At 49.4% G+C, this 14,874-nt stretch carries 11 protein-coding genes and 5 pseudogenes; 3 read left to right on the forward strand and 13 right to left on the reverse strand.

Translation table 11 applies throughout. The features are described from left to right. Positions 1–5 precede the first annotated feature (5 nt). The gene (locus HV340_RS11225; RefSeq protein WP_014170106.1) at positions 6–1,298 is read left to right on the forward strand and encodes a glycoside hydrolase family 10 protein; all 1,293 of its coding nucleotides are present in this window, start codon (positions 6–8) and stop codon (positions 1,296–1,298) included. 47 nt (positions 1,299–1,345) lie between these two features. Here the strand turns inward: HV340_RS11225 and dsbG are convergent, their stop codons facing one another. The 9 genes and pseudogenes from dsbG to HV340_RS11265 all read right to left on the reverse strand — a co-directional run bounded on the left by dsbG (position 1,346) and on the right by HV340_RS11265 (position 9,838). After that, a complete protein-coding gene (dsbG, locus tag HV340_RS11230; RefSeq protein ID WP_032678179.1) occupies positions 1,346–2,104 on the reverse strand; it encodes a thiol:disulfide interchange protein DsbG in 759 nt (252 codons plus the stop codon). A 43-nt stretch (positions 2,105–2,147) separates the two neighbouring features. Further along, a complete protein-coding gene (locus HV340_RS11235) occupies positions 2,148–2,759 on the reverse strand; it encodes a DsbA family protein (RefSeq protein ID WP_020884110.1) in 612 nt (203 codons plus the stop codon). Between the two features lie 7 nt (positions 2,760–2,766). Further along, positions 2,767–4,800: a protein-disulfide reductase DsbD domain-containing protein gene (locus HV340_RS11240; RefSeq protein ID WP_059306095.1), complete on the reverse strand. Its 2,034-nt coding sequence runs from the start codon at positions 4,798–4,800 to the stop codon at positions 2,767–2,769. Positions 4,801–4,847: 47 nt separating this feature from the next. After that, positions 4,848–5,219, reverse strand: coding sequence for a hypothetical protein (locus tag HV340_RS11245; protein WP_040017533.1), 372 nt, complete (start codon positions 5,217–5,219; stop codon positions 4,848–4,850). Between the two features lie 87 nt (positions 5,220–5,306). Continuing rightward, positions 5,307–5,864, reverse strand: coding sequence for an RNA polymerase sigma factor (locus tag HV340_RS11250; protein ID WP_080271902.1), 558 nt, complete (start codon positions 5,862–5,864; stop codon positions 5,307–5,309). A gap of 5 nt (positions 5,865–5,869) precedes the next feature. Beyond that, positions 5,870–6,289 (reverse strand): hypothetical protein, encoded by a 420-nt coding sequence (locus tag HV340_RS11255; protein WP_025204156.1) that lies wholly within the window; start codon positions 6,287–6,289, stop codon positions 5,870–5,872. A 184-nt stretch (positions 6,290–6,473) separates the two neighbouring features. Next, positions 6,474–6,575: pseudogene (locus tag HV340_RS11260) on the reverse strand (baseplate assembly protein); the annotation flags it as partial. A gap of 7 nt (positions 6,576–6,582) precedes the next feature. After that, positions 6,583–6,941: pseudogene (locus HV340_RS24450) on the reverse strand (phage baseplate assembly protein V); the annotation flags it as partial. 179 nt (positions 6,942–7,120) lie between these two features. Then, positions 7,121–9,838, reverse strand: coding sequence for a hypothetical protein (locus tag HV340_RS11265; protein WP_126547780.1), 2,718 nt, complete (start codon positions 9,836–9,838; stop codon positions 7,121–7,123). A gap of 221 nt (positions 9,839–10,059) precedes the next feature. On the opposite strand from HV340_RS11265, the pseudogene HV340_RS11270 reads away from it, so the two are divergent. Together HV340_RS11270 and HV340_RS11275 are read left to right on the forward strand one after the other, a co-directional pair. Beyond that, positions 10,060–10,315 (forward strand): annotated as a pseudogene (locus HV340_RS11270) (oxidoreductase); the annotation flags it as partial. After that, positions 10,306–10,488: pseudogene (locus tag HV340_RS11275) on the forward strand (Presumed portal vertex protein); the annotation flags it as partial. The pseudogenes HV340_RS11270 and HV340_RS11275, both read left to right, overlap by 10 nt. Before the next feature lie 151 nt (positions 10,489–10,639). Here the strand turns inward: HV340_RS11275 and HV340_RS24455 are convergent. From HV340_RS24455 to HV340_RS11290, 4 genes and pseudogenes are all read right to left on the reverse strand, one after another. Then, positions 10,640–10,897 (reverse strand): annotated as a pseudogene (locus HV340_RS24455) (replication endonuclease); the annotation flags it as partial. A 270-nt stretch (positions 10,898–11,167) separates the two neighbouring features. Further along, a complete protein-coding gene (locus HV340_RS11280; protein ID WP_181216534.1) occupies positions 11,168–11,845 on the reverse strand; it encodes a hypothetical protein in 678 nt (225 codons plus the stop codon). Positions 11,846–12,198: 353 nt separating this feature from the next. Beyond that, positions 12,199–13,749 (reverse strand): methyl-accepting chemotaxis protein, encoded by a 1,551-nt coding sequence (locus tag HV340_RS11285; RefSeq protein WP_181216535.1) that lies wholly within the window; start codon positions 13,747–13,749, stop codon positions 12,199–12,201. A gap of 97 nt (positions 13,750–13,846) precedes the next feature. Then, on the reverse strand, positions 13,847–14,863 hold the full coding sequence (locus HV340_RS11290; protein ID WP_063924926.1) for a LacI family DNA-binding transcriptional regulator: 1,017 nt from the start codon (positions 14,861–14,863) through the stop codon (positions 13,847–13,849). Positions 14,864–14,874: the final 11 nt, after the last annotated feature.

Raw genomic sequence — 14,874 nt, forward strand, 5'->3', positions numbered from 1 at the left:
CGCAAATGACGCGACATGTAAAACGGATTGGTGCGCTGACTGCCTGCGCACTTTTACTTGTTAGTTGCTCCTCAAAACCACCAAAATCACTGGTAACGCCTCTCCCAACCGCGAGCAAACCGACCCAGCAGGCTAACGAGCCGATGCGTGGGATCTGGCTGGCAACCGTCTCACGCCTGGACTGGCCCCCGGTGGCCTCAGTGAATGGCCGTGATGCGCAAGACCGTATCGCGATGCAAAAACAGGCCCTGACGAACAAGCTCGACAAGCTTAAGCACCTCGGTATCAATACCGTGTTTTTCCAGGTCAAACCGGACAGCACGGCGCTCTGGTCGTCTAAAATTCTGCCGTGGTCAGATATGCTCACCGGCAATATCGGCGAGTACCCGGGCTACGATCCGCTGCAGTTTATGCTCGATGAAGCGCACAAGCGCGGCATGAAAGTCCATGCCTGGTTCAACCCTTACCGCGTTTCAACCAATACCAAACCGTCGACCATTGCCGCGCTGAACCGCACGTCGTCATTGCACCCTTCCAGCGTTTATGTCCAGCACCCGGAATGGATCCGCATTGCCGGCGATCGTTTTGTGCTCGACCCCGGCATTCCGCAAGTGCGTGACTGGATAACGCAGGTAGTCACCGAAGTGGTTGCGCACTATCCCATTGATGGCGTGCAGTTTGACGACTATTTCTATACCGAATCACCGGGATCCGCGCTCAATGACGCGCAGACTTTCAGACAATACGGTCAGGGATTTGCCTCTAAAGCAGACTGGCGCCGCCACAATACACAGCAGCTGATTGTGCAGGTCTCCCGGGCCATTAAGCAGACGAAACCGGGCGTGGAGTTTGGTGTCAGCCCGGCTGGCGTATGGCGTAACCGCTCATTCGACCCGGCAGGCTCAGACACGCGCGGTGCCGCAGCCTACGATGAATCCTATGCCGACACGCGTCAGTGGGTGCAGCAGGGTCTGCTGGACTATATCGCGCCACAAATTTACTGGCCTTTCTCCCGGGATGCGGCGCGCTATGACGTGCTGACGAAATGGTGGGCAGAGGTGGTGAAACCGACGCATACCCGCCTGTATATCGGCATTGCGTTCTACAAGGTAGGTGAACCGTCGAAAAATGAGCCGGACTGGACGGTTCAGGGCGGCGTGCCGGAGCTGAAAAAACAGCTCGATCTCAACGATTCTCTGCCCAACGTGAATGGCACGATCCTGTTCCGCGAAGATTATCTTAACCAGCCGCAGACGCAGGAAGCCGTCAGCTACCTGCGCGGACGCTGGGGTAGCTGACCGGTCAACATCAGGCAGAAACACCCTGTTTCTGCCTGTTTTTTTTACTACGGCTTCGGCCCAAACATCGCCTCAAGCTGTTTCTCATCCGGCATGCCGACCACCTGCTGAAGCTCATTATCGGCATTCAGATAATAAATGGCGGGCGTAGCGTTCGCGCCCAGGTTGTCCATTAACGTCTGGTGTTTTTGCAGTATGTCGACGGTTTCACGGGATGCAGTGCCCTGCGGTTTTGGCAATTTTTTCCCGCCAGAAAGCTCGTAATCACGCCATGCCGAAACGGGATCTTTCGCATTCAGGATAGCGGAGGCATTACGCCCACTGTTGGGGTTGAGAAACGCCACCAGCAGCGTATTAAGCTGCACCTTGCCCGCCTTCACCCACGGCTGCGCCTCGGACCAGAATTGCTTGCAGTATGGGCAGAACGGATCGGCAAAGACGAAGACTTTGCGCGGAGCGTTATCCGCCCCCTCTTTCAGGGGATGCGCCGCGTTCAGTTGCTTCCACATTTCGCGTCCCATCGGGGCGTAGATCTCTTTCTGGAAATAGCCTTCACTCAGGTTTTTTCCCTTTTCATCGTACAGATAGCCAGAAATTACGTGCTTGCCGTCAGGGGTTAAAAACAGCGTAACGCCCATATCCTGATACTGCCCCAGCCAGGCCGGCGCGCCCCCTGGTGCATCAATTTTCTTAATGATTTTGATATTCTGCTGCTCGCTGAAGAGCTTCACCACATCCGGTATCGCTTCAGCGGCCTGCGCCAGCCCTGACGTTGCCAGCACCGACAGTAACAGTAATTTTTTCATTTTCCGCTCCGGGATTATTGGGGGGCGAACCGCCCCCTTCACGTTAACGATTTTTCAGTGCGTCACTGACCATTTCATCGAACTGTTCAAAAGGAACCCAGCCCGGGAGTAACCCTTCGCCAATCAGCGTGGCCGGTGTTCCCTGGATACCCATCTTTTCGGCGATAATCAGGCTGCGTTTGATCGTCACCAGGCTCTCATCATCAGGCGTTGTGACGTTCACCCCGGCCCGCTTTTGCGCCTCCTGAATGCTGGCGTCATCGTGATATCCCTTTTTGGCCATCAGGGTATGGTTAAATTTCATAAATTGCTCAGGATGCGCGCGCCAGACGGTTAAGGCATCGCGTGCTGAGGTCAGTGAACTTTCCGACCGGAAAGGCAAAAACTTAAATACCACCGCCACATCCGGGTGTTTTTCGACGATCTTTTCCAGGTAAGGATCGAATTTCTTGCAGTACGGGCAGTTGTAATCCGTAAAGACCACCAGGGTGAGCTTCGGATCCTTAGCGCCAATGCGCGGCGAGTCCGGGTCGTTAAACAGAAAGTCATAAACCATCTTCTGTGCACGTTGCTCCTGTTCCGGCGTCATGGTCTGCGCCGCCATCACCTGTGCTGAGGTCAACAGTAGCAGAAGCGTTATAAGGATTCTTTTCATAATACATTTAGCCTTTAGCGTTGTTCAGGGTGGCAATAAGCGTGTCTTTATCCAGCAACGGCGAAAGCATCTCCCCCTCAGGGAAGCCCGGGCCGTACACCTCATTAAACGGGATGGCGTAACGGTTTCGCTTTTCAAGGAATTCGGCGATAAACGCTGACGGCTTGCTCCAGTCGCCACGCAGCGCCACCACGTCCGGCTGGCTAAGCGCGGCAATAACGTCAGGCTGGTTCAACACCCGATGCTCATTTACCTTGCAGGTGACACACCAGTCCGCGGAGATATCCACGAAGACCCGTTTGCCCTGCGCAAGGGCACCCTGAATAGCGTCTTCACTTAGCGGTTGCCACGGGATTGCCTGAGCGACGCTTGCGGTGTTTGTTACAGGCGGTGAGGTAAGCAACCCGCGCAGCTGGTACCCGCCAAAGGCTGACAGCGCGATCACCACGCACCAGAACAACGGCGAGGTTTTCTGCCCGGTCATCGCAAGCAGTGCGATAGCGACGACGATAAGCACTAACATCACGCTCTGGCTCACCGCCTCACCCAGATGCGGGCTAAGCAACGTCACCAGCCACAGGCTGGAAGCCAGCATCATCAGGCCAAGAATAATTTTCAGGCCGTTCATCCAGCGACCGGGTTTTGGCAGCAGCATGGCGGTTTTTGGAACCAGCGCAACGAACAACCACGGCAAACTCATCCCCACGCCGAGCATCAGGAAGATAAGCCACAGGGAATGCAGCGGTGCGCCAAGGGCAAATGCCACCGCCGTGCCGAGGAACGGCGCAGAACATGGTGTGGCCAGCAGCGTGGCAAACATCCCTTCGCAGAAACTGCCGGCAAGCCCCGTTCCCCCTGCCGTTGCCAGCCGTCCTGCGGCGGCAGATGGCAGCAGCATCTCAAACGCCCCGAACAGATTGAGTGCGAAGAGGAAGGTCACCGCGACCATCAGGCCAATAAACCACGGATTCTGGAACTGAATACCCCAGCCCAGCGAGGCACCGGTCAGCTTAAGCGCGGTCACCATTGCGGCCAGCAGCATAAAGGAGACCAGGATCCCGGCACTGGTTGCCAGAAAACGGAGCCTGATCATCCGCCTGTCTGAGCCCGCATGGAGCACGCTGTTGAGCTTCATGCCCATCACCGGCAGCACGCAAGGCATCAGGTTCAGGATCAAGCCGCCCAGTAGCGCAAAGAGCACCATTTTGCCGGTTCCCTCAGACACGCCCGCCGCTGACGGTTCCGCGGGCGTTGCCCCGACGGTCATCACGGTTTGCTGCGCTTTATCGCCATTGGTGAGCACAAACGACAGCGCTTTTCCCTGCAGCGAAGTGGGTTTATCTCCCCACTCATCGGTCACGGGCACCGTTACCCTAAGCTGATTGCCGTCGGCTTTGAGGGTCGGTTCTCCGGGAAGAATGTCGCCTTCCAGCGGGTCAAAATAGATCCCTGGCTTGTCCCATTGCCCTTGTGTGGTTCCCGTAATGATCAGCTTGTCGTCTGATAACCAGGCTGACAGGTCTGCGGACACGCCAGATGTCGCGGGAATGGCCTGCATCGCGCGTTCAAACGCGTGGCTGAATCCCTCATCCACCGGCTGGTTAAAATCAAGATGCAGCTTATAGTCCGTCAGCAGACAGACATTACTGCACGTGGAAAGGGTAAGCGTCCCGTCGAGCGCATCCCCCGCCGCACCGTCGAGGGTGATGGGGATGATGACCTTACCGTGATAGCCCTGGGTGGTCATCCCGGAGATATCAAAGCGCGAAGGCACCGGCCAGTGCCAGTCATCCGTTACGCCAGCCGGCCAGGTGATTTTCGGGGCTACGCCGCCCTCGCCGGGTGAACGCCAGTAGGTTTTCCAGCCTGGCTGCAGCTCAACGGTGAGCAGCGCGAGGATGCGGTTTTGCTCCCTTTCCGCCTGAACGCGGATCCGGGCATGATCGTTTTGCGGGGAAACCAGCCAGCCTGTATCCGCCGCATGGACAATGCCGATGCAGGACAGCCACAGGAAGACGAATCCCCTGAAGAGGTTAAACATGTTTTACTCCGTGAATAGTGAAAATTATCGTGTGGTGACGATGCTTTTCATTCACGAAAAACGCAGTTTTTGAGGTGTATTCGGGGAGGCGGTGCCTGAACGGGCTGTTCTCTCGGAACGCATGCCCGCCCTTGCGTAAACAACTGAAGTAGCGCGAAGAAGATGATAATCGCCGGTAGCGCACCATCAAAGAACAGCGGCTGAGCACAAAGCAGCGAGTGTGCGCCTAACTGACACGGCGATGGCCCGGACGGCTCAGCGTCGCTGGTTTGAGCCGGGGCATCAGCAATCAGGGTCGTTTGCGGATCCAGTCCCTGCAAAAAATGGTTGAGATAAACCGCACGCTGCACCAGGCAAATAGCCATCGCCAGACACGTGATTATCAAAAGCCATTTTCCCAGAAGCTGACGGTTGCGCATAACGTTCCAAATTTACCAGACGCCCCGATCATAAACGATAGTGATGAATCTACAAGTCCTGACAATGTAAGGTTTTGTCTGTCGGCGTTAGTCACCGGTCAGCGCATCATAGACGTCCCGCAGTCGCGTGCGCAGGAAAAGCACCGCCTTGTGCTTACGCGATAACAGCGCCTGCTCACTGGCCCCGGTTTCCTCTGCCAGCATTTTAATGCTGTAGCCCTGGAGCTCCGTTTTTTCAAAAACCTCGCGCTGAAGCAGCGGAAGTTCAGACAGCGCCTGGCCCAGTTCTTCCCACAGCAGCGTTTTGAGGTACTCCTCCTCCGGCGTATGCGGGACACCGAACAGGGTTTCCGCCAGTTCATCTTCGGGGAAGTCCTCATCATCCCCGGTAAAATATCCTGAAAGAGAGACCTCACGTTTTTTCCGCGCCCGGTCGGTCATCTCATTACGTGCCGCGCGAAACAGCCAGGCGGCGACGTTTTCGACCGGCTGCTCCACTTTCATCAGTTGATAGGTGACTTCCTGCAAAATATCGTCGGCATCATCGCGCACGGACGTTCGTCCGCGGATAAAGGCTTTCAGCCGGGCGCGGCAGGCATTAAGCGCCGACATTAGCAATGACTCTCCCGCCAGCCCGGTTTTCATCTCGCTCACTCTGCTTCCGGCGTTTTCGGCGTGCTGTCGTCGCGTTTATCTTCGCGATGACCGTGCCAGCCGCAATGCCCGCGACCATGGCGACCAAAGCCTTCGCGACGCTGCTGAATAAACGCCTCACGCTGCTCGGGGGTCATGTTCATCCAGCGTTCGTGCATACGACGGTGCGCGCCGAACATTCCCGGACGGAAGCCCAGCCCACCGAACAGGATCCGGCTTAATACCAGAATCCCCAGCGCCTGCCAGAAACCGATGGCTTTCACGCCAAGAATGGCCGGGAGTAAGGCATTCCAGAGGGTCATGACCACCAGTCCAAGCACAAGGACGATTACCGCGCCTATCACCAGCCCTTTACCCATACGGTGGCGGCCAAACCCGCGTCCGTGCCCTCTTCCGTGCATATCGAAATCTCTCATGGTGTTTACCTCATTTACAGTGATTGAGTATGGCTTGTGATGAGGTAGACGGATGAGGCGGGGAAATATTGCTGGGGAGAATATAAAATTTTTTGTACTTATGGATTTTAACGCATATCACTCACGACGGGTGGGCGCTATGCATCGCCTCCCGACACATCATCTCGTACGAAAAATTCGTTTAACTAATTAGCCCCTCTAAGGACTGCTGAATGCGCAGACAGTGGTCAGTGTCCGACTCCATGACGGCTGGCGTAGGAGGAAACGTCGTGTCGTCTGCGGGGGATGCTTGGTAGGCTGAGCACCCCGTTTTCTGACTGGAATTTGATGACCGCCCCGACAGGACATGACTCATGTAATGCATCAGGCGAGGCCGATAGAGCGGGATGGACATCAGAGAAATAACCGGTAATACAAATGACGTGTCGAGCCCACCACCGATAGCCAGCAATCCCTGCTCACCAACCGAGGGAGCCCACCATACGAGAGAGCGACTGGCGCGGGAGGTGAGTCAGTTTAACCAGATGGTTTGCATGCCGCCAGTCTGGACGCGGCAAAGCCTTCGTCGTGGCCGACGTTGGTCACGATGTCGCTGCTGATAAGATTGCGAGATCGCGCGTGCGATTTCCTGCAGAAAATCTAAATTATTTATGAGGAAAGAATGCCGCCGGGCAAGGCCAGCGGCAATCGAGAGGGGGTTTGTGATAGGTGAGATAATTAAAAATATTTTTATCAACTAAAACAATCAGTTACATCAAATGGCTGGTAATTAATTTATTAAAGATTAGCACGATCCCAGTGTTTTTTTTCGAAACCTACTCTGCAAACCATTTAATAATCTAAGAAGTTCTCTCTCCATGAATCATCCATATCCCAATCAGATTTATGATAATAACCGTCATCACTTCGCTCATACCCATTAATCAAACTCAAAATATTATTTTGCTCTTTAAGTGGACGATATTTTGCCATTTCTCTGAGCGTAATTAGCGCAGGGCCTATATTGTGATATTTCATAGTAAACTCTTCAATGAGTGAAAAAAACTCACAACTTTGAGCATATAGACATAAAGCGCCTCTCCACCAATCATTCTTCAAATATGAAACCAATTCGATAGACCTATTAAATAAAAGCTCGAGTGATGTTAAATGCTCTTGATATCGCAAATGCCCAAACGAATATGTTCCTGAAATTGTATCGAGCACAAGAATATTGCAAGGATCAATCAACTCTTCCACAGCCGTAATGCACGTATTTTTATCATAATTAAAACCGGCATCATTATTAAGATATTTAATAATATCACTTTTTTGGGCAGAGCGTTGATTGCGTGAATGCAAAGAGTAAGCTATCTTTATTGCTGCCTTTTGTAAAATACTTTGTGAAAGAGTCGTCCTCCGAATATCTTTATATGTATCGTAAACGCCACAAAATAGCTCAAGTCTTTTAGTAAAAATTTCACTCTCACTTCGAGGTATGTCTATACCCTTTTCAGCTAAGTCACATAATAACGTAGCAAGCAAGGGGGTCTTGACTATTTCGGCAACATCCTTCCCAATTATACTATCAATCACCCTTTCGCCTAATTCTACATCTTTATTTTGGAACCAAGATCTAATGAACTTATAAAGCTGGGGTTCACTAAATGGAAGAAGAGTGATTCCGAGAAAGCAAACTTTAGAAAGGTAACTCACACAATCCCTACTCGATATCAAGATTTGTATTGAAGGATGCTTTGTCTTGAACTCATTTATTGCATCAATTATTCCTGGATACTTTGCATAGGCCTCATCAAGACCATCAAGCACTAACTTAAGCTTATCCTCTTCAGAAAAATAACTCTTAATACTAAGAATATTTTCGGGGTTTGATTCTAAATTCTTAGCTGTTAATATTATAGAAAGCAAAACATCATAATTCTTGACTTTATCATCCAGCACAACACTTATTTTATTGATGTAACGATTTAACGCAATGTATATAACTTTGCTCAATGGATCTTTTAGTAATTTTTTAACATACATCTGAAGTGTTGTTGTTTTACCAGCGCCAGCACCACCAAATACTGCAATATCATATTTACTGTCAAAAAGCTCGAACGGTGAAATTGACAACCCATCACAATAACCACTCGCCCTCTTATTAACTGAAATGTATTTCTTGCTATCCTCTGCCTTGTTAATAAATACATCCAGTACATTAAGAGTTTTTTGAGTATCTGATAAAAACAAAACCAAATCAACAGAATCACTTTGGTTATTGATGTCTGCAATACCTTGCTTATATGCTTTGCATTTATTTTCAATCCACCTTTCAATCTTCTCATGTAGAAAGGTTAAAGATATTTGAGGCTCTTCAAGGTATTCAGATTTAAGCGCAAAATATTCATTTTTCTGAGTAGCGATACTATCAATTATTTTTCTAGCCTCTAAAAAAGCAGGAAAAACACTTTGCTTATACTGCTCTGCAAGCCTACCAATCCCAGATTCACTTATAAAAATATCTAGTTTTCTTATATCTGTCTCATCGAAAGATGAATTCACCAAAGTTTTCAATAAATTAAGGCTTTCAAAAACAACTGGTAACAATGCATTGTCTGTCTTTTGAGATAACATTCCATTGACAGATGAATCTACTGAAGACATAACACTTCGTATCGCCTGAGTGTTCGTAGCAATCAACTGCTCCGCCTGGGTTATATCGTCCTTTATTTTTTGATTTTCTTTTGACTTATATTTAACTAACTCATGATTGTAATGTTTTTCAATTTCGTAACTTGATTGCATTAAGGGATAAAAACCAATCAATTTTTCTAAAGGCTTAAATACTTCTTTATTCATTAAATCCCAGGAGCCTTTAGATAGGGTAAACCTTTCTTTTTTTATAGTAAAAGTACTATCAAGAAGCACATTGCTATCTATTGTACCCATAAAAAATGCCAAGTCACTGTAGCAGTTTAACTCATCTATGGAATTTTTTTGATTCAGTGCAGAGATAAGCTCTAAATTATTTAATTGTTCACAATCATGAAGTTGGAGTTTATCGCTTAAAGAAAGAAGCTTCTCCAGCAAAAGAGGTTTAAATTCTCTAATTAACTCTATTACTCTCGGCCCGTCTAAAATTTCAATCCTCTTATCACCCCAACAAAGCTGCTCGTGAATCTCTGTCAATAACCGTTGACTAATTTGAAATGGCGTCGCCAGATAAACATGATCAGGTAATTGTTCACTTCCATTGTGAAGCTTTATTTTCTTTGAAAAACACTGTCTTAACTGTACAATCAAATCAGAAAGAACACCTTTTTCAGAAGTGTTTGATTTTTCCCCAATTTTCTTAGATTGGATTGCGTAAACACTTGTGCCTTTTAGTGGGATTTCATGTAGCGCAACTAAATCTTTACCGTATTCGTATGGACCACCAACAAAATCCACTCTAGAAAAAGACATGGACTCAAAGAGAGGTTTAAGAACATTTCTCGAAAAATCATCCTCTTTGAGTTCTTGCAAAGCTTTTAAATAAAGATTTAGATTGCTGTCATTGTTATTCATATATAGAGATTCTAAGTTCAACAATAAGATTGAAAGCATGCTGCCATATTTTTCAATATGTTAGAAGAGTTAGCTGATTTTTTTTGTGACACACATTTCATTAATGTATAAATTTTCTTATTAAAACCAGCCGATTCTTAGCTTACCTAATCTATGCAGTCTTCTACAGACTTGCTTACCTGAAAATTTAGAGAATTAGCTATGATTCGTAACATACCTGCGACAGTGCGGAATGCGCGGTAATGGCTCCGCCACTAGTTGCCGGTGAAAAAAATCTCCATACTTGAGCGCCATCGGTGGAAAGTTATCGATTTTGCCGTACATGCCAAGGTCATCAGGTCACTCACCGAAAAATACACCGTCGACTATATTGGCGTTGATGCGATCGGCGTCGATCAGAGTGTTTACCAGCTGGTGCGATCATTCTTCTCAGCAGCACATGTCATCCGCTACATGCCGGAAATGAGAACCGCAATCGCGTACCATTCCAGCTGCTGAGTGGTAAAGGCGCGCTCGGCGATGTTGAGAAAGTATCACGAATATTTGTGCGTAACGAGCTGACGTCGCTTCAGGAGCGTTTCAAAGAGATAAACGACTGGCTCGGAATGGAGGTGATCCGCTTTAAGGATTACAGCATCGAGACCGAATGACCCCAGTTAAAATGTCGCCTCCAGGCGGCACATCCCCAGAGCTCACCAGACGCACTTTACGCCACGCAATCCCGTCACCGTCTCATGAGTCGACCTCACCACTTTGCACGCTAATACAACGTTTACAGACGTGCAAAATAAATCTTGTCACCACGTCTGGCTCATTCCAGCCGATAACCCCGCGCTCAATCAGATTTAACACCGCTGCGGCTTGCTCAGACAGTGTGAGGGTCATATCTGGATCGCCACCGCCGGTGAGCTTTCCACAGTTATCGACAGGACTCCGAGGCGCGGCAAGGCTGCTTTTTGGAGTCAAAGACTTAACGACCAAAAGCTTTGGAACGATGCGTCATTCGGCTACTCAGGTAATTTGTACCAGCTCAGAGTCCAAATGCTGGCCGTAAATGCCCCCACGCTTTCCTGGTAAGAGTGCTTCCGCGGCTTTCCAGCTACACCAGACATTAAAAAGGCTCCCTCAGGAGCCTTTTTAAAAACCTCAACGCAATGAAATAAAAGGATTTATTTCAGGTCATGTCCACATATTGACCATGTCGAATGATAAAGCCCCGATTATTCGGGGCTTCAAATTTTAGTGCCAGCAGATAAGTAACAAATCAAACTGATGAATTTTATATTTATTAGTTCAACGTTTAAACAAAAACATGTGTTTAATATGATTTTATTCTGAGGTAGAAGGGAGTTTGCGCTCAACAGGACAATTTAATTTGAAAATTACCTCACCTGCTTTTTCATCAACTCCTGTTAACCACAAGTCGCAGTCACGTCTGTCAGATTTTATTTTTGTACTTTCCCCAACATTTAAGAATATAGTATCTGAATTTACATTGATAACAGCGCGGCTATTATAAATTGCGCCAATACCAAGCATTACTTTACCTCGTATCAACTCAGCCGCAATACCAAGCTTGAGTTTAATATCTTTTGTTTCTGGCACATATGATTCCAATTCGCTTTTCAAATTTTGAATTTGAGCAGCGCATTGTGTTTGCTCTTTAGTAGAACTCTCGGTCATTTGAGTTATTTTTTGCTCAGACTCTTTCAACTTCACTTCACAAACACCTATTCGCCTTGCATACTCATCCACTCTTGTTTTTGCATCATCCAATGCATGCCTTTCAGTCGCAGATAATTTTAATGCATTTGCTGACTGTCTCAACGCAGAAATTAGATTAGGCGCATCAAGTTGGCTTGAATTTTTGTATTCTTCAATTATTTCTTTTTGATGTTCTACTTGAGCAGAATTTATTGACTGCCCTACGGCATACGCACCACCAATGAAACTAATAACTACTGGAATTAATATACTAAGCCCTGTACCACTGATTTTTATCTCCATGTGATTTTAAATACCCTTGTAATTTAACAATATAATCAATTGAGCCCAGACTAGGCTATTAATAAAGTCATAGGAAAAATAGACCTAACTACTTAACACCAGACTTAAAAACAAAGCAATAGATTATTACAATTCCTCATGCTAACTCTTGTGTCGCAATAAAATCAATACTTTATGAGCTCATTATTACAATACGACCATGTCTTTTTCAAAAAACTGCTTTCCGAAAAGACATAAAAAACCTGCATTTATGGCTTTTGACTGCTAGTAGTAAAACGTGAAGCCTTGTCTGGCGCGGCTTTCCAGCTACGCCAGACATTAAAAAGGCTCCCTCAGGAGCCTCTCATTATCAATCAAGCCTGCGCCGGCAAACTAAAGCTCGAAATACTCCTTGAGAGCTGCTGCGCCTGCTCTTCCAGGGAAGCGGCGGCTGCGGCGGACTGCTGAACCAGCGCGGCGTTCTGCTGGGTCACGCCATCCATCTCTGTCACCGCCTGACCAACCTGGCTGATCCCACGGCTCTGCTCTTCAGAGGCCACGGAGATCTGCTCCATCAACGTATTCACTTTATTCACGGAACTGATAATAGAATCAATGACCTCGCCTGAACGGTTCACCAGTTCAGCACCGTTTTTGACGCTGGAAACCGACTGGGCAATCAGGCTTTCAATGTCTTTCGCGGCAACCGCGCTTTTCTGTGCAAGGGTGCGCACTTCACTGGCCACCACGGCGAAGCCGCGTCCCTGTGTACCGGCGCGTGCTGCTTCAACCGCGGCGTTCAGCGCCAGAATGTTGGTCTGGAAAGCAATGCTGTTGATGACGCTGGTGATGTCCTCGATGCGCTTAGAGTTCGCCGCGATGGTATTCATCGTTTCGATCACTTCGCGGGTCACGGCCTCACCGGTGTGCGCATTGTTCACCGCGTCCTGCACCAGTTTTCCTGCCTGGTGAACGTTATCGGTGTTATTCGCCACGGTCGCGCTCAGCTCTTCCATGCTGGCCGCCGTCTGGGTTAACGCGGAGGCCTGCTGCTCGGTGCGTGAAGCCAGATCGATATTCCCGGAAGCAATTTCCTGCGCGGCGTGGGTGACGGTATGGCTCGCGTCACGCACCTGAGCGATAGTCGACAGAAGCGCCTGGCGCATCTGCTCCATTGAGCCCATCAGGTGATCGATTTCATTGCCGGAGGTGCCTTTTACCGGCACTGGAATGTCCAGTTTACCGGCGGCGATCTGGCTGCAGTGCTTGCGTGCCAGGTTGACCGGCGCGAAAACAAAGCGCTTCATCAGCAGGCTGACGGCAACAATCACGATTACAAACAGGAAAGCAATCGCCGCAATGATCGCCAGACCGGAGATGAAATTACTGCTCGCATCCTCGTTCAGGGTTTTGGCATATTTCTGGTGAACGGCAAGCACCTGATCGAGAACGATTTCATACTGACGGTCGAGGCGGGACACCTCCGGTATAAGCGCATTAAACTTCGCGACATCGTGCGCAGCGACGGCGTCAATCAACGGTGCCAGCCCCTGGTTACGGTAGTTTTGCCAGGCATCCTGATACGCGCTCACCAGCGGCGCTTCATCCGACAGGCGCGGAGACGCCATAAACGCCGCAAAGGCATGATCCGCTTTTGTGAGGGCCTCTTTAACCGCGGAAAGTTTCGCTGACTCATCAGCCGAGTTCCCCGCTTCCACCATCTTCACGTACTCCATCACCCTGACACGCAAGGTACGGCTGTGGTTGATGGGATCAATGATCGACAGCACAACCTGGATTTCTTTGTTCACATTATCCAGGGAATTATTACTTTTAATAATGAGGCCAACGCTGGTAATGGTGCTGACGACAAAGAAGAAAAGCAGAGCAAAAAGGACAATCAGGGATGATTTTTTTAACGACATGGACCGATACCTCAAGAATAAACATTCCCTATCGTTATCGGCCGATCCAAAACTTAAATTAATTAAAGTTATTAACGTTTCCCTTCAGCAGCCAGGGCTATGCTTTCGCTTTATAGCGCCGCAGCAGGGTGGCATCCAGTTTTCGCTGTAACGGTTGTGGCGTTTCGCCGTCGATCAGTTTGCCAATCAGATCAAAGCAGTGCCACGCCAGCTGGCGGTTATCCTGGCGAATGGTATCAACCGGAATGGTGAGCGAGTCGTAAAGGTAGTGATCGTCAAAGCTGGCTAACCGGATATCACTTTGCATCAGGTTATGCTGCCCCATATAGCGCAATACCCCTTCCAGCAGACCACAGGCGGCAGTGAACAAGGCTTTTGGCGGGCGTCCCAGGCGGGCGCACAGCTCGGCGAACATCTCGTAGCCGGAGCTCGGGTGATAGTTTCCGTGAATGATCCACTCCGGGCGCAGCGCCACATTGGCCTCTTGCAGCCCTTGCTTAAACCCTTCCAGACGATCGCGCGTCGGGGAAAGCCGCGGCTGCCCGCCAAGGAAGTAAATTTCATCAGGATGCTGGCGCGCAATGTCGGCCACCAGTTCCGCCGTCGGGGTAATGGAATCGGTGATCACCAGCGGCAATGTGCTGTCGTTCATATGGCGGTCAAAAAGGACGACCGGCAGCTGTTCGCTCAGCTTCTGGTAGTCGGCATCATTGAGCATGCTGGAGGCCACAATCAGCCCGTCCACCTGACGCGCCACCATGTTATTAACCACCACCGTCTCCTGCCCCGGGTTTTCATCACTGCAGGAGATGAGCAGTTGAACGCCCGCCTCACGGCACAGCGTCTCCAGTTCGTGAGAAAACACCGCAAAGCCGTAGTTAGTGATCTCCGGCACCACCAGACCGATGGTGTGGCTACGGTTATCACGCAGCGAGCGCGCGTGAATGCTGGGCTGGTAATGATGCTCTTTCGCAATCGCCAGCACGCGCTCACGCGTCTCTTCCGCCACGCGAAGCTCTTTGCTGCGCCCGTTCAGTACCAGGCTGGCGGTGGCTTTTGAAACCCCCGCCAGTTCCGCGATGTCTTTAATTGTGACGCGTTTTGTTTTTCTCACAACGACTTAGA

Origin of the sequence: Enterobacter sp. RHBSTW-00975 (genome assembly GCF_013615235.1) — a bacterium.
In the GTDB taxonomy this organism is placed as follows: domain Bacteria; phylum Pseudomonadota; class Gammaproteobacteria; order Enterobacterales; family Enterobacteriaceae; genus Enterobacter; species Enterobacter ludwigii.

What these genes read in the sequence shown, in the direction of transcription:
- HV340_RS11255 (WP_025204156.1), bottom strand. Translation starts at nt 6,289, where the DNA reads ATGAGAGATTTCGATATGCACGGAAGAGGGCACGGACGCGGGTTTGGC.
- HV340_RS11285 (WP_181216535.1), bottom strand. Translation starts at nt 13,749, where the DNA reads ATGTCGTTAAAAAAATCATCCCTGATTGTCCTTTTTGCTCTGCTTTTC.
- HV340_RS11280 (WP_181216534.1), bottom strand. Translation starts at nt 11,845, where the DNA reads ATGGAGATAAAAATCAGTGGTACAGGGCTTAGTATATTAATTCCAGTA.
- dsbG (WP_032678179.1), bottom strand. Translation starts at nt 2,104, where the DNA reads ATGAAAAAATTACTGTTACTGTCGGTGCTGGCAACGTCAGGGCTGGCG.
- HV340_RS11250 (WP_080271902.1), bottom strand. Translation starts at nt 5,864, where the DNA reads ATGAAAACCGGGCTGGCGGGAGAGTCATTGCTAATGTCGGCGCTTAAT.
- HV340_RS11245 (WP_040017533.1), bottom strand. Translation starts at nt 5,219, where the DNA reads ATGCGCAACCGTCAGCTTCTGGGAAAATGGCTTTTGATAATCACGTGT.
- HV340_RS11235 (WP_020884110.1), bottom strand. Translation starts at nt 2,759, where the DNA reads ATGAAAAGAATCCTTATAACGCTTCTGCTACTGTTGACCTCAGCACAG.
- HV340_RS11240 (WP_059306095.1), bottom strand. Translation starts at nt 4,800, where the DNA reads ATGTTTAACCTCTTCAGGGGATTCGTCTTCCTGTGGCTGTCCTGCATC.
- HV340_RS11265 (WP_126547780.1), bottom strand. Translation starts at nt 9,838, where the DNA reads ATGAATAACAATGACAGCAATCTAAATCTTTATTTAAAAGCTTTGCAA.
- HV340_RS11225 (WP_014170106.1), top strand. Translation starts at nt 6, where the DNA reads ATGACGCGACATGTAAAACGGATTGGTGCGCTGACTGCCTGCGCACTT.